General features: G+C 71.5%; 9 protein-coding genes. 5 read left to right on the top strand and 4 right to left on the bottom strand.

Annotated features, from left to right (window positions below; genetic code table 11):
• Nucleotides 1-7: 7 nt before the first annotated feature.
• Nucleotides 8-802 (bottom strand): MIP/aquaporin family protein, encoded by a 795-nt coding sequence (locus ACFY3J_RS26580; RefSeq protein ID WP_390841880.1) that lies wholly within the window; start codon nucleotides 800-802, stop codon nucleotides 8-10.
• Nucleotides 803-1,929: 1,127 nt separating this feature from the next.
• Nucleotides 1,930-2,694, bottom strand: coding sequence for an IclR family transcriptional regulator (locus ACFY3J_RS26575; protein WP_141362506.1), 765 nt, complete (start codon nucleotides 2,692-2,694; stop codon nucleotides 1,930-1,932).
• A gap of 302 nt (nucleotides 2,695-2,996) precedes the next feature.
• Between ACFY3J_RS26575 and metH the strand changes: the two genes are divergently transcribed.
• From metH to ACFY3J_RS26560, 3 genes are all read left to right on the top strand, one after another.
• Nucleotides 2,997-6,515, top strand: coding sequence for a methionine synthase (gene metH / locus ACFY3J_RS26570; RefSeq protein ID WP_390841879.1), 3,519 nt, complete (start codon nucleotides 2,997-2,999; stop codon nucleotides 6,513-6,515).
• A 236-nt stretch (nucleotides 6,516-6,751) separates the two neighbouring features.
• Nucleotides 6,752-7,453, top strand: coding sequence for an HAD family hydrolase (locus ACFY3J_RS26565; protein ID WP_384175312.1), 702 nt, complete (start codon nucleotides 6,752-6,754; stop codon nucleotides 7,451-7,453).
• Between the two features lie 420 nt (nucleotides 7,454-7,873).
• Nucleotides 7,874-9,478 (top strand): ABC transporter substrate-binding protein, encoded by a 1,605-nt coding sequence (locus tag ACFY3J_RS26560; RefSeq protein WP_384175314.1) that lies wholly within the window; start codon nucleotides 7,874-7,876, stop codon nucleotides 9,476-9,478.
• Nucleotides 9,479-9,567: 89 nt separating this feature from the next.
• Here the strand turns inward: ACFY3J_RS26560 and ACFY3J_RS26555 are convergent, their stop codons facing one another.
• A complete protein-coding gene (locus tag ACFY3J_RS26555) occupies nucleotides 9,568-10,239 on the bottom strand; it encodes a response regulator transcription factor (RefSeq protein ID WP_100567746.1) in 672 nt (223 codons plus the stop codon).
• Between the two features lie 14 nt (nucleotides 10,240-10,253).
• A complete protein-coding gene (locus tag ACFY3J_RS26550) occupies nucleotides 10,254-11,150 on the bottom strand; it encodes a RecB family exonuclease (RefSeq protein ID WP_390841919.1) in 897 nt (298 codons plus the stop codon).
• A 573-nt stretch (nucleotides 11,151-11,723) separates the two neighbouring features.
• Here ACFY3J_RS26550 and ACFY3J_RS26545 point away from each other — a divergent pair.
• Complete coding sequence (locus ACFY3J_RS26545) at nucleotides 11,724-13,409, top strand: site-2 protease family protein (RefSeq protein WP_384175316.1); 1,686 nt, start codon at nucleotides 11,724-11,726, stop codon at nucleotides 13,407-13,409.
• Nucleotides 13,410-13,459: 50 nt separating this feature from the next.
• A complete protein-coding gene (locus ACFY3J_RS26540; RefSeq protein ID WP_365434771.1) occupies nucleotides 13,460-14,362 on the top strand; it encodes a tRNA (adenine-N1)-methyltransferase in 903 nt (300 codons plus the stop codon).
• Nucleotides 14,363-14,544: the final 182 nt, after the last annotated feature.

Raw genomic sequence — 14,544 nt, 5'->3', positions numbered from 1 at the left:
GTGCCCGTCAGGCGAAGGCGGCGTTGTAGATGCCCGCGCCGATGGCGCCGCCGATGAGCGGGCCGACCACCGGGATCCAGGCGTAGCCCCAGTCGGAGCCGCCCTTGTTGGGCAGGGGCAGCAGGGCGTGGACGATGCGGGGGCCGAGGTCACGGGCGGGGTTGATGGCGTAGCCCGTGGGACCGCCGAGGGAGAGGCCGATGGAGACGACGACGAGGGCGGTGACCAGACCGCCGAGGACGCCGAGGCCGTTGCCCTGGTCGTTCAGGCCCTGGGTGAGGACCGCGAGGATCAGTACGACGGTGCCGACGATCTCCGTGGCGAGGTTCTGCGCCGCGTGCCGGATCTCGGGGCCGGTGGAGAAGATGCCGAGGACGGGGCCCGCGCCCTTCTCCTGGGCCTCGACGGCCTTGGCGGCGGTGGCCTGGGCGCCGGGGCCGCCGACGATCTCCCGGTCGGTGAGGTGGGCGTGGAACTGGCCGTAGTAGGCCACCCAGACCAGGGTCGCGCCGATCATGGCGCCGAGCATCTGGCCGCCGAGGTAGGTCGGCAGGTTGGTCCAGTCGCTGTTCTTGATGGCCAGGGCGACCGTCACGGCCGGGTTGAGGTGGGCACCGGAGAGCGGGCCCGAGATGTACACGGCCGTCATCACGGCGAAGCCCCACCCGAAGGCGATGGCGAGCCAGCCGGTGTTGCGGGCCTTGGAGGCCTTCAGCGTCACCGCGGCGCAGACGCCGCCGCCGAGCAGGATGAGCACGGCGGTACCGATGGTCTCGCCGATGAAGATGTCGGAGCTGGACACCCGCGACTCCTTTGTCCTTCGTCCAGAGGTAGCCGAACCCCGGGTCCCTCCGTCCGGGAGCTCGCGCCCTCGTGGGTGAGGGCGATGCCGGCCCTTGGCGTTGTCACACTCTAGCGCGTATTACCGCAAGGTGTTCGGCAATGCCGACCGTTGGACGGGAGTCTCGCCTCGCACCACGTGGTCGTCAAGGGCCCCGGTAACGAAACCGCGATCGTTACTGATCGCGAAGGGCGCCCGAGGCCGACGGCCGGCCGAGCGGGCGCGCGAGGGCGTGAGGGCGGGCTGCGTGGGTGCGGAGGCCGGCTGGGCGGGCGCGGTGGCGGATCGCGTGGGCACGGTGGTCGGCCGTGCAGGCGCGATGGCAGGCGCGCGAGGGTGCGATGGCGGGCCGCGTGGGTGCGGAGGCAGGCTGACGGGTACAGCGGCACGCCGGGTCGGCACGGCGAAGGCCGGTGCGTCTGGAGGCGTGAGGCGCGCAGTGGCCCCGCGCCCCGTCGCAAGGGGGTGGCCCCGCGCCTGGTCGCACGGGCCGTGCCCAGTGGTTCCGCAGCTCTGTGCGGCGGTCGGAAGCATCCGGCGCCGAGGCTTCGCGGGACCGTGCGGGCGCGGTCCCGGACCGCCGTGACCAGTTCGTGGGGGAGCCCGTCCTCTCGGTGCTCCCGATCCATGGCGCCCGTGATGCCGGTTGCGTGCCACGGCGGCGGGCCGAGCGGGCATGGCGATCGGGCAGCCCGAAAGCCGGTGCAGCCCGAGGTGTGCCGGCCCCTGGTTGGACGGGCGGCGCGCAGTGGCCCCGCGCCTGGTCGTACGGGACGCGCCCAGTGATCCCGTGGCGGTCGGAAGCGCCGGGCGCCGCGGTCCCGTGGGGCCGGTCCCGGATCGGCGCGACGAGTTCGTGGCGGGGCTCGCCCTCGCGGCACACCCGTTCCACGGCGCCGGTGATGCCGGTCGGCGGGCACGGTGACCGGCCGCGCGGGCATGGCGAATGCAGGTGCGCCCGAAGACCTACCGGCCCGGTCGCGCGGGCGGCGCGCCGTGGTCCGTGCCTGGTCGTACGGGACGTGCGCGGTGGCCCCGCGCTCGGTTGCGCGGGACGCGGCTCGCGGTCCTGTGGCTTCCTGTGGTGGTCAGAAGCGTCCGGCGCCCAGGTCCCGGGAGACCGCGCGGGCGCAGTCCCGGACCGCCGCGACGAGTTCGTGGCGCAGCTCGCCCTCGCGGCACACCCGCTCCACCGCGCCGGTGATGCCGACCGCGCCGACCGGCATCCGCCGCCGGTCGTGAATGGGCGCGGCGATGGAGGCGACGCCCTCCCAGGTCTCCTCGACGTCGGCGGCGTAGCCACGCGCGCGCGTGAGGTCGAGGATGTGCTCGAAGTCGTCGATCCCGCACACGGTCCGGTCCGTGAACGCCTTGCGGTCGGTCTCGACCGCCTCGCTGTGCGCCACCGGGTCGTACGCCGCCAGCACCTTGCCCAGAGCCGTGCAGTGCAGCGGCTGCATCGCCCCGATCTCCAGCACCTGCCGGCTGTCGTCCGGGCGGAAGACGTGGTGCACGATCAGCACGCCGTGCTGGTGCAGTACGCCCAGGTACACGCTCTCCCCGCTGGACCGGGCCAGGTCGTCCGTCCACACCAGCGCGCGGGCCCGCAGTTCGTGCACGTCGAGGTAGGTGGTGCCCAGGCGCAGCAGCTCCGCGCCCAGCTGGTACCGCCCGGAGGCCTCGTCCTGTTCGACGAAGCCCTCGTGCTGGAGGGTGCGCAGGATGCCGTGGGCGGTGCCCTTGGCGAGGCCCAGTGAGGAGGCGATGTCCGACAGACCCAGCCGCCGCTCACCGCCCGCCAGCAACCGCAGCATCGCGGCCGCCCGCTCGAGCGACTGGATGTTCCGTGCCATCGCCGTCCTGCCTCCGTCCCCTTCGACCGCCGGCGGACGACTCTCGTCGTGGCGCCCGTTCGGCAATGCCGAACACTACCGGTCCGTGCCGATCCCCCGCCAATGGTCGGCCGTCACCTGTCGCGCGACCCCGCCACCACCCGGGGTGTTACGACCGTCATCCTCGTCCGCTTGGTGGACGCCGTGACCGTCAGGGGCCGGTCCCGGCTACCCTGGCGGCGTGCGCCTCGCCCGGGCAGTGCTGTGCTCGCTCCCGGGAACGCGCAAAGCCGACAGCCGTCGCACCCCAAGGGAGCCCCTTCATGGCCTCGTTGCCGCCGACCCCTTCCGCCGACAGCCGGACCCGTGCGTCCGCCCTGCGCGAGGCACTCGCCACCCGTGTGGTGGTCGCCGACGGAGCGATGGGCACCATGCTCCAGGCCCAGGAGCCCTCGCTGGACGACTTCCAGCAGCTGGAGGGCTGCAACGAGGTCCTGAACGTCACCCGCCCCGACATCGTCCGTTCGGTCCACTCCGCCTACTTCGAGGTCGGAGTGGACTGCGTGGAGACCAACACGTTCGGGGCCAACCTCACCGCCCTGGGCGAGTACGACATCGCCGAGCGGGTCGCCGAGCTGTCCGAGGCGGGTGCCCGTATCGCCCGTGAGGCGGCGGACGCGTTCACCGTCGCGGACGGCCGCCCCCGTTGGGTGCTGGGCTCCATGGGCCCGGGTACGAAGCTGCCGACGCTCGGCCACACCACCTTCGCCGCCATCCGCGACGCCTACCGGCAGAACGCCGAGGGTCTGCTCGCCGGAGGCGCGGACGCGCTGCTGGTGGAGACCACCCAGGACCTGCTCCAGACCAAGGCCTCCGTCATCGCGGCCCGCCGCGCGATGGAGACCGCCGGGTACGAGGTCCCGCTGATCGTGTCGGTGACGGTGGAGACGACCGGCACCATGCTGCTGGGCTCGGAGATCGGCGCCGCGCTGACGGCGCTGGAGCCGCTGGGCGTCGACATGATCGGCCTGAACTGCGCCACCGGCCCCGCCGAGATGAGCGAGCACCTGCGCTACCTGTCCCGGCACGCGCGCGTCCCGCTGTCGTGCATGCCGAACGCCGGTCTCCCCGTGCTCACCAAGGACGGCGCGCACTACCCGCTGACGGCGCCGGAGCTGGCCGACGCGCAGGGCCACTTCGTCCGCGACTACGGACTGTCCCTGGTGGGCGGCTGCTGCGGCACCACGCCGGAGCACCTGCGCCAGGTGGTCGAGCGGGTGCGGGACCTGTCCCCGGTGGAGCGCAGCCCGCGCCCGGAGCCGGGCGCGGCCTCCCTGTACCAGACCGTGCCCTTCCGCCAGGACACGTCCTACCTGGCGATCGGCGAGCGGACGAACGCCAACGGGTCGAAGAAGTTCCGTGAGGCCATGCTCGAGGGCCGCTGGGACGACTGCGTGGAGCTGGCGCGCGAGCAGATCCGCGAGGGCGCGCACATGCTGGATCTGTGCGTGGACTACGTCGGCCGGGACGGGGTCGCGGACATGCGGGAGCTGGCGGGCCGGTTTGCCACGGCCTCGACGCTGCCGATCGTGCTGGACTCCACCGAGGTGGACGTGATCCGGGCCGGGCTGGAGCAGCTGGGCGGCCGCGCGGTGATCAACTCGGTGAACTACGAGGACGGTGACGGACCCGAGTCGCGGTTCGCACGGGTGACGGCCCTGGCGCGGGAGCACGGGGCGGCGCTGATCGCGCTGACCATCGACGAGGAGGGCCAGGCCCGTACCGCCGAGAAGAAGGTGGAGATCGCCGAGCGGCTGATCGCGGACCTGACCGGCAACTGGGGCATCCGTGAGGAGGACATCCTCGTCGACTGCCTGACCTTCACCATCTGCACCGGCCAGGAGGAGTCCCGGGGCGACGGTGTGGCCACCATCGAGGGCATCCGGGAGCTGAAGCGGCGGCACCCGGAGGTGCAGACCACGCTGGGCCTTTCGAACATCTCCTTCGGTCTGAACCCGGCCGCCCGGATCCTGCTGAACAGCGTGTTCCTCGACGAGTGCGTCAAGGCGGGCCTGGACTCGGCGATCGTGCACGCCAGCAAGATCCTGCCGATCGCCCGCTTCGACGAGGAGCAGGTCACCACCGCGCTCGACCTGATCCACGACCGCCGCCGCGAGGGCTACGACCCGCTGCAGAAGCTCATGCAGCTGTTCGAGGGCGCCACGGCGAAGTCGCTGAAGGCGGGCAAGGCCGAGGAACTGGCCGCACTGCCGCTGGAGGAGCGGCTGAAGCGGCGGATCATCGACGGCGAGAAGAACGGGCTGGAGCAGGACCTGGACGAGGCCCTGGAGACGCGCAAGGCCCTGGACATCGTCAACGACACCCTGCTGGACGGCATGAAGGTGGTCGGTGAGCTGTTCGGCTCCGGGCAGATGCAGCTGCCGTTCGTGCTCCAGTCGGCCGAGGTGATGAAGAACGCGGTCGCCCACCTGGAGCCGCACATGGAGAAGACCGACGAGGCGGGCAAGGGCACGATCGTGCTGGCGACCGTACGCGGTGACGTGCACGACATCGGCAAGAACCTCGTCGACATCATCCTGTCCAACAACGGCTACAACGTGGTCAACCTGGGCATCAAGCAGCCGGTCTCGGCGATCCTGGAGGCGGCCGAGGAGCACCGGGCCGACGTGATCGGCATGTCCGGGCTGCTGGTGAAGTCCACGGTGATCATGAAGGAGAACCTGGAGGAGCTCAACGCCCGCGGCCTGGCGACCGGCTACCCGGTCATCCTCGGTGGCGCCGCCCTGACCCGCGCCTATGTCGAACAGGACCTGCACGAGCTGTACGACGGGGAGGTCCGCTACGCCCGCGACGCGTTCGAGGGCCTGCGCCTGATGGACGCCCTGATCGGGGTCAAGCGGGGCGTGCCCGGGGCGAAGCTGCCCGAACTCCGGCAGCGCCGGGTGCGGGCCGCCACCGCCCAGGTGGTCGAGGAGCAGCGGCCGGAGGAGGGGCACGTCCGCTCCGACGTGGCCACCGACAACCCGGTCCCCGAGCCGCCGTTCTGGGGCACGCGGGTGATCAAGGGCATCCAGCTCAAGGAGTACGCGTCCTGGCTGGACGAGGGCGCCCTGTTCAAGGGCCAGTGGGGGCTCAAGCAGGCCCGCACCGGTGCCGGGCCCACCTACGAGGAACTCGTCGAGAGCGAGGGCCGGCCCCGGCTGCGCGGCCTGCTGGAGAGGCTCCAGACGGACGGCCTGCTGGAGGCCGCGGTGGTCCACGGCTACTTCCCCTGCGTGTCCAAGGACGACGATCTGATCATCCTGGACGACCAGGGCAACGAGCGCACCCGCTTCACCTTCCCCCGCCAGCGCCGCGGCCGCCGGCTGTGCCTGGCGGACTTCTTCCGCCCGGAGGAGTCGGGGGAGAGGGACGTGGTCGGCTTCCAGGTCGTCACCGTCGGCTCCAGGATCGGCGAGGAGACCGCGCGGCTGTTCGCCGCCGACTCCTACCGCGACTATCTGGAGCTGCACGGGCTGTCCGTGCAGCTGGCCGAGGCGCTCGCCGAGTACTGGCACGCCCGGGTGCGCGCCGAGCTGGGCTTCGCCGGTGAGGACCCCGCCGACATCGAGGACATGTTCGCCCTGAAGTACCGGGGCGCCCGATTCTCCCTCGGCTACGGCGCCTGCCCCGACCTGGAGGACCGCGCCAAGATCGCCGACCTCCTCCGCCCCGAGCGGATCGGCGTCCACCTGTCCGAAGAGTTCCAGCTCCACCCCGAACAGTCCACCGACGCCATCGTCATCCACCACCCGGAGGCCAAGTACTTCAACGCCCGCTGACCCGGGGTTTGCCCGGGCCACCGGCATGGTCGAGCGGTCCCGCGGGCCTGTGCGGAGGGCAGCGGACCGCGGACCGGCCGTCCTCGCGCGCAACCACGGTGCCGTCGTGCGCCGATGCCGTTGTGGGCGGTTCGTGCGGGCATTTCGGTTGTGGGCGTCGTACAATTGTCGGTCCATCGCAGGCCGGTTCCCCGTGTGGGAACCGGCCTGATCGTCCCTCAAGGAGGTATGCGCGGATGACCAGCACGGTACCGGCGCTCGGAACCCGTATGGCCGAAGGCTCAGCCTTGCAGGCCGTGCTCCTGGACATGGACGGAACCCTGGTGGACACCGAGGGCTTCTGGTGGGACGTCGAGGTGGAGGTTTTCGCCGCACTCGGACACAGACTCGACGACTCCTGGAGACACGTCGTCGTCGGTGGCCCCATGACCCGCAGCGCGGGCTTCCTCATCGAGGCCACCGGCGCCGCCGTGACCCTCGCCGAGGTCACCATCCTGCTGAACGAGGGCTTCGAGGCCCGTATCGACGGCGCGCTGCCCCTGATGCCGGGCGCCGCACGGCTGCTGGCCGAACTGTCCGAGCAGCGGATCCCCACCGCCCTGGTCTCCGCCTCCCACCGCCGCATCATCGACCGGGTCCTGACCTCGCTCGGCCCCCAGCACTTCGCCCTGTCCGTGGCCGGCGACGAGGTCTTGCGCACCAAGCCGCACCCCGACCCCTACCTGCTGGCCGCCGCGGGCCTCGGCGCGGATCCCACCCGGTGCGCCGTGATCGAGGACACCGTCACCGGAGTCGCCGCGGCGGAGGCCGCCGGCTGCCGGGTCGTCGCCGTCCCCTCGGTCGCCCCCATCCCCCCGGCCTTCCGGCGGACCGTCGTCCCCACCCTTGAAGACGTGGACCTGTCATTTCTGCGCGGTCTGATGACAGAAATGCGCTAACCGTTCACCCAGCGTGCCAAGTTCCGCGGAAAAGGCCCCCGAACCGGATGTCCGGGCGAATTCAAAGCTTGCCGTATGGCTGAATTCCGGCACCCGTTCCCCTACTTGTGCGTGTGACGTTCCCCACTTCATGGGGGGTCGACAACGGGTCCGTAGCGTGCTGTCCGCACCCTCTCGGATGTCGTGCGCGCGCCCTTGTGTCCCGTTTGGTGGAACGCTGCACGAATCCTTCCGGTGACGGGTTTCCGGTCCGTCCGCACCCGGTTCCGCTGCGTGATGGGAGCTCAACTCCGGTAGCCGCGAACGGTCCTGCGAGGGAGGACTAATCTCGTCGCGAGAACATCGGCCCTGCCCCCGTGATCCGTCGCAACACCCTGCATGCCGGATACACGGACAAGACAGCTCTGGAGAAACTCGAGCATGAACCGCAAGACTTTGGTGCTGCCGGCCGTGGTCGGTCTGCTTGCGCCGGTACTCGCCGCGTGCGGCGGTTCCGACAGCGGCAGCAAGAGCGGCGACGCCATCGTCGTCGGCACCACGGACCGGTTCACCGCTTCGCAGGACGCCCCGGCGCCCATGGACCCGGCGTACGCCTACGACGTCGGTACCTGGAACATCCTGCGCCAGACCGTGCAGACCCTGATGATCCAGCCCAAGGGCGACGGCGACCCCGTCCCGGAGGCGGCCGAGAAGTGCGGCTTCACGGACAGCGGCAACGAGCGCTACGCCTGCACCCTGCGTGAGGGCCTGAAGTTCGCCAGCGGCGAGCCCATCACCGCGGCCGACGTGAAGTTCTCCGTCGACCGCGCCATGTCCATCAACGCGGACAGTGGTGTGTCCGGCCTGCTCTCCACCGTGGACACCGTGGAGACCCAGGGCGACCGTGAGGTCATCTTCCACCTCAACACGGCCGACGCCATCTTCCCGTACAAGCTGTCGACGCCCGTCGCGGGCATCGTCAACCCCAAGGACTACGAGAAGAACAAGCTCCGCGAGGGCTTCGCCGTGGACGGCTCCGGCCCGTACACCCTGAAGGCCAACATCAAGAACGGCGAGATGGTCGACGGGGTCTTCACCAAGAACCCCAACTACCAGGGGACGCTGAAGCTCAACAACGACAAGGTGCAGATCCGCTCCTTCGCGGACGCCGACGCCATGGGTGACGCGCTGGACAAGGGCGACATCGACGTCATGACCCGCAGCATGTCGCCCGAGCAGATCCGCACGCTGTCGGCAGCCAAGGACAGCAAGGTCGGCATCATCGAGACGGCCGGCCTGGAGATCCGCTACCTGGCCTTCAACACCGACGCCCCGACGGTGAAGACCAAGGCCGTGCGTGAGGCCATGGCCCAGATCATCAACCGCAGCGAACTCGTCTCCGAGGTCTACGGCACCCAGGCCGAGCCGCTGTACTCGATGGTCCCGGCCACCATCACCGGTCACTCCAACTCCTTCTTCAACCGGTACGGCGACCCCAGCGTGGCCAAGGCCCGTTCGCTGCTGGAGAAGGCCGGTGTCACCACCCCGGTCAAGCTGACGATGCACTACACGACGGACCACTACGGGCCTGCCACCAAGAAGGAGTTCGAGATCCTTCGGCAGCAGCTCAACGGCAGCGGTCTGTTCGAGGTCGAGATCCAGGGCACCCCCTGGGACACCTTCCGCCCGGCGGAGAAGAAGGGCCAGTACGACGTCTACGGCATGGGCTGGTTCCCTGACTTCCCGGACGCCGACAACTACCTGGCGCCGTTCCTCGACAAGGGCAACACCCTCAACACCCCCTACGCCAACAGCGAGATCCGCAACACCCTGATCCCGCAGTCCCGTCGCCAGGCCGACCGGCTCTCCGCGTCCGCCAGCCTGACGGACATTCAGGACATCGTCGCCAGCGAGGTCCCGCTGATCCCGCTCTGGCAGGGCAAGCAGTACGTCGCCGCCCGCGACAACATCACGGGCACCGCGTACGCCCTCAACTCCTCGGCGACGCTTCAGCTGTGGGAGCTCGGCCGCGGTGTGGGCGGCTGATCCGCCACCATCCCTACGGCGAAGGGCGCCCCTCCCGATCCTCCGGGAGGGGCGCCCTTCGCCGTTGCCTTGCGTTGCGGGGGCCGCCGCTACTGCGCGCCGGGGCGCACCAGTCCGCTCTCGTACGCGTACACCGCGGCCTGCACGCGGTCGCGCAGCCCCAGCTTCGTCAGTACATGCCCGACATGCGTCTTGACCGTCGTCTCGCTGACGAACAGATCGGCGGCGATCTCCGCGTTGGACAGGCCGCGCGCCACCAGCTTCAGCACCTCCACCTCACGGTCGGTGAGGGTGTGCAGCGTGTCCGGCACCTGCTCCTCCCCGGAGGGCAGATGCGTGGCGTACTTGTCCAGCAGCCGGCGCGTGATGCTCGGCGCCAGCATCGCCTCGCCGGCCGCGACCACCCGGATCGCCTGCACCAGCTCGTTGGCGGGCGCGTCCTTGAGCAGGAAGCCGCTCGCGCCGGCGCGCAGCGCCTCCACCACGTACTCGTCGAGGTCGAAGGTGGTGAGGACCAGCACCTTCGCCGGACCGTTCCGTTCCGGTCCGGTGATCTGCCGGGTCGCCTCCACGCCGTCCATCCGCGGCATGCGGATGTCCATCAGCACCACGTCGGGCTGAAGGGCCCGCACCTGGTCCAGGGCCTGAAGACCGTCTCCGGCCTCGCCCACGACCGCGATGTCCTGCTCGGCCTCCAGGATCATCCGGAACCCGGTGCGCAGCAGCGGCTGGTCGTCGACCAGTAGGACGCGGATGGCCACGTGAGTCTCCTTCGCTAGTCCGGCCCCATTCTGCCTTGCGCCGCCGTGCCGGACTCCGCCGCCCTCACCGGCAGCGGGTAGGGCGGGGGAGTGCCGCCGAACTCCGGGCAGTGGGCCTGGTGGTCGCACCAGCCGCACAGCTTGGTGGGGCGCGGACGCCAGTCACCGGTCTCGGTGGCCAGCCGGATCGCCTCCCACAGCGCCAGCAGCTTGCGCTCCACTCGCTCCAGGTCGGCGAGGACCGGGTCGTAGGTCAGTATGTCGCCGCTGCCCAGGTACACCAGTTGCAGCCGTCGCGGGAGGACCCTCTTCAGCCGCCACACCACCAGGGCGTAGAACTTCATCTGGAACAGCGCGCCCTCGGCGTACTCGGGGCGGGGCGCCTTGCCCGTCTTGTAGTCGACGATCCGCACCTCGCCCGTGGGCGCCACGTCCACCCGGTCGATGATCCCGCGCAGCGTCAGCCCCGAGTCCAGCTCCGCCTCGACGAACAGCTCCCGCTCGGCGGGCTCCAGCCGGGTCGGGTCCTCCAGCGTGAACCAGCGCTCCACCAGCCGCTCCGCCTCCGCCAGCCAGCGCGCCAGCCGCTCGCCGTCGGTGTCGTCCGCGAACAGCTCCACCAGCTCGGGCCGCGCCTCGCGCAGCCGCTGCCACTGGCCCGGGACCAGTTCCTTGGCCCGTGGCGCGGTCCGCTCCCCGGCGGGCGCGTCGAACAGCCGCTCCAGCACGGCGTGCACCAGCGTGCCCCGCGTCGCGGCCTCACTCGGCTTCTCCGGCAACCGGTCGATCACCCGGAACCGGTACAGCAACGGACACTGCATGAAGTCCCCGGCCCGCGAGGGAGACAGCGAACTGGGCGGTACGACAGCCCGGCGGGCCTCCACGTGCGAGCCCCCTTCGCCGCCCGGCATGTCCGCACCCGTCGCCGCAGCCGCCTCGCGCACATCCGCCCCACCGCCGTCCGGACCGCCCGCACCGCCCGCAGCCACAGGGCCGGCGGCGCCCCCGCCTGCCGTCGCAGCGTGCGCGGCGGCTCCGTGAGCGCTCGCACTGCTCACGTCGGGACCACTCGTCACGGCCTCGTCGCCCCTCGCGCTGCCCGCGGCCACGAGATCGGCGCCGGCCGCGCCGGTCGTCGTGCCCTGCCCGGCGGCCGCCTGTGCGGGGACCGTCGTCCGCGCCGCGTCCGGCGGCTGAGCCGACTCCGGCGCGGGCTGCAACTCGGCGGCCCGCGGCGCGCTGTGGCGTGACCGGGCCGGTCCGACGGCGTCGTGCGGGGTGCCGGGCTCGCCCTCCGTGCTCGTCTCCATGCACCAGACCCTACGGCCCACCACTGACAGTGACCCAGGGACGGTCATGTTGTGCCCGAAGCGGGGAAAACACATTGGGGTGCCGGGCGTGACCGGTTGCCACGGCCGCATACCATCGACCCGAGACCTTCCGGCCGTCAGGCTCGGAAGACGTGCTTCGAACGAGGGGACACCGTGGACGTGAGCGGCGGGAGCGGACAGCCGCGTTCCGGCAAGGACGAGTCGGCAGATCGCCGCACGGGCCCGGTGGACCCGGCCCCCGACTCCGTGGGCCCGGGCGCCGAGCCGGCCGCCGCGGCCCCGCCCGAGCCGGCCCCGCCGACGGCCACCCCTGCCCCCGGAGCGGAGGGCGGGACGGAGGAGCCGACGGAGACGACGGAGGAGACGGAGCGGGCGAAGCAGCCGGAGGAGACGGAGGGACGGGACCGTTCCGGCGACACCCCACGGAAGCCGCCCACCACCGACGACGCCCACCCCGGTGACACTCCGCCGGAGCCGCCCGTCACCGGCGACGTCAGCCCCGACGCCCACCCCGAGCGCGGTTACGCCCACGGCGGTGACCCGGCCGCCGGACGCGAAACCGGTATCCCTACCGAACGTCCCGCCCACGCTCCCGGCGACCGCACGCGTCCCGAGGCCCACCCCGACCGCGCTCTCGCCCGTTCCGGGGCCGGACAGGAGCCGCCGCGGCGCCCGAGCGACCCCAGGGGCGGGCTCCTCATGGGGCGGCCCTTCGGGGTGCCCGTGTACGTGGCGCCCAGCTGGTTCCTCGTGGCCGCGCTGATCACCTGGGTGTTCGGCGGACAGCTCGACCGGGTGCTGCCCGAACTCGGCGCAGCCCGCTACCTCGTCGCCCTGTTCTTCGCGGTCGCCTTCTACGGCTCCGTCCTCGTCCACGAGCTCGCCCACACCATCGCCGCTCTCCGCTTCAAGCTCCCGGTCCGGCGCATCCAGCTCCAGTTCTTCGGTGGCGTCTCCGAGATCGAGAAGGAGGCCGAGACCCCCGGCCGCGAGTTCGTCCTGGCCTTCGTCGGCCCGCTGCTGTCGCTGATCCTCGCCGGTGTCTTCTACGCCGCCCTGCAGCCCCTCGAGCGCGGCACGGTCGCCGGTGTCCTGCTGGCCGGCCTGATGATCTCGAACCTCATCGTCGCCGCCTTCAACCTGCTGCCCGGTCTGCCCCTCGACGGCGGCCGCATGCTCCGCGCCGTCGTCTGGAAGATCACCGGCAGGCCGATGAGCGGCACCGTCGCCGCCGCCTGGGTCGGCCGCGCGCTCGCGGTCGCCGTCCTGATCGGACTGCCCCTGGTCACCCAGTCCGGAGCCCTCGGCCCCACCGCCGAGGACAGCGTCGGCATGGGCACCGTCACCAACGCCCTGCTCGCCGCCATCCTGGCCGCGATCATCTGGACCGGCGCCGGCAACAGCCTGCGCATGGCCCGGCTGCGCGAGCACCTCCCCGAACTGCGCGCCCGTGCCCTCACCCGCCGCGCCGTACCGGTCGAGGCCAACACCTCCCTGGCGGAGGCCCTGCGCCGCGCCAACACCGCCGGCGCCCGCGCCCTGGTCGTCGTCGACGGCCACGGCGAGCCGCTCTCCCTCGTCCGCGAGTCCGCCATCGTCGGCGTACCCGAACACCGCCGCCCCTGGGTCTACGCCAGCGAACTCGCCCAGGAGCTCACCGACGGCATGCGCGTCTCCGCCGAACTCGCCGGAGAGGACCTCCTGGACGTGCTGCGCGCCACCCCGGCGACCGAGTACCTCGTGGTGGAGGAGACCGGCGAGATCTACGGCGTGCTGTCCGCGGCCGACGTGGAGCGCGCCTTCGTGAAGGCCATGGCCCGCCCGTCGGCCTCCGCGTAGGGCCCGTCAGCGTGGTCGGAGGGCCCGTCGGGGACCGGTAGGCTGGTCACATGTCCGAACCGACCGGTGCCGCCCGCCGCCGCGGGCCCTTCAAGGTCGGGGACCAGGTACAGCTGACCGACCCCAAGGGCCGCCACTACACGTTCACGCTCGAAGCAGGGAAGAACTTCCACACCCACAAGGGGTCCTTCCCGCACGACGAACTGATCGGCGCACCCGAGGGCAGCGTTGTCCGCACCACCGGCAACGTCGCCTACCTCGCGCTGCGCCCCCTGCTCCCCGACTACGTCCTGTCCATGCCCCGCGGGGCAGCCGTCGTCTACCCCAAGGACGCGGGGCAGATCCTCGCCTTCGCCGACATCTTCCCCGGCGCGCGCGTCGTGGAGGCCGGCGTCGGCTCCGGCTCGCTCAGCAGCTTCCTGCTGCGGGCCATCGGCGACCAGGGCATGCTGCACAGCTACGAGCGGCGCGCCGACTTCGCCGAGATCGCGCAGGCGAACGTGGAACGCTACTTCGGCGGCCCGCACCCCGCCTGGCAGCTCACGGTCGGAGACCTCCAGGACAACCTCTCCGACACCGACGTCGACCGCGTCATCCTCGACATGCTCGCCCCCTGGGAGTGCCTCGAGGCCGTCTCCAAGGCGCTCGTCCCCGGCGGCATCCTGTGCTGCTACGTCGCGACCACCACCCAGCTCGCCCGGACCGTGGAGTCCATCCGCGAGATCGGCTGCTTCAACGAGCCGACCGCCTGGGAGACGATGATCCGCAACTGGCACATCGAGGGCCTGGCCGTCCGCCCGGACCACCGCATGATCGGCCACACCGGCTTCCTGCTCACCGCCCGCCGGCTCGCGGACGGCGTCGAGCCGCCCATGCGCCGCCGCCGGCCCGCGAAGGGCGCCTACGGCGAGGACTACGAGGGTCCCAACGCCGACGGCGGCGCCGCCCGCTGACGCGTCCCGCCACGCACGCAACACACGGGCGTCGTGGCGGAGTTCCCGACAACCACGGGGAACTCCGCCACGGCGCCCTCACGTTGACCCCGTTACCTTTCTCATGGCCCCGCAACGGGGCGCCTGGCCCCCGGGCCCGGTATGGCTGTTTGCCCCCTGTCGCACGCATGACCTGGGGGGTG

The sequence above is a fragment of the Streptomyces sp. NPDC001231 genome, from assembly GCF_042896885.1.
Taxonomy (GTDB): Bacteria; Actinomycetota; Actinomycetes; order Streptomycetales; family Streptomycetaceae; genus Streptomyces.
This window is presented reverse-complemented; position numbering and strand designations above follow the sequence as displayed.

Excerpts from the sequence above, each read along its gene's own strand:
- ACFY3J_RS26575 (WP_141362506.1), bottom strand. The coding sequence starts at position 2,694 with ATGGCACGGAACATCCAGTCGCTCGAGCGGGCGGCCGCGATGCTGCGG.
- metH (WP_390841879.1), top strand. The coding sequence starts at position 2,997 with ATGGCCTCGTTGCCGCCGACCCCTTCCGCCGACAGCCGGACCCGTGCG.
- ACFY3J_RS26565 (WP_384175312.1), top strand. The coding sequence starts at position 6,752 with ATGACCAGCACGGTACCGGCGCTCGGAACCCGTATGGCCGAAGGCTCA.
- ACFY3J_RS26560 (WP_384175314.1), top strand. The coding sequence starts at position 7,874 with ATGAACCGCAAGACTTTGGTGCTGCCGGCCGTGGTCGGTCTGCTTGCG.
- ACFY3J_RS26550 (WP_390841919.1), bottom strand. The coding sequence starts at position 11,150 with ATGCCGGGCGGCGAAGGGGGCTCGCACGTGGAGGCCCGCCGGGCTGTC.
- ACFY3J_RS26540 (WP_365434771.1), top strand. The coding sequence starts at position 13,460 with ATGTCCGAACCGACCGGTGCCGCCCGCCGCCGCGGGCCCTTCAAGGTC.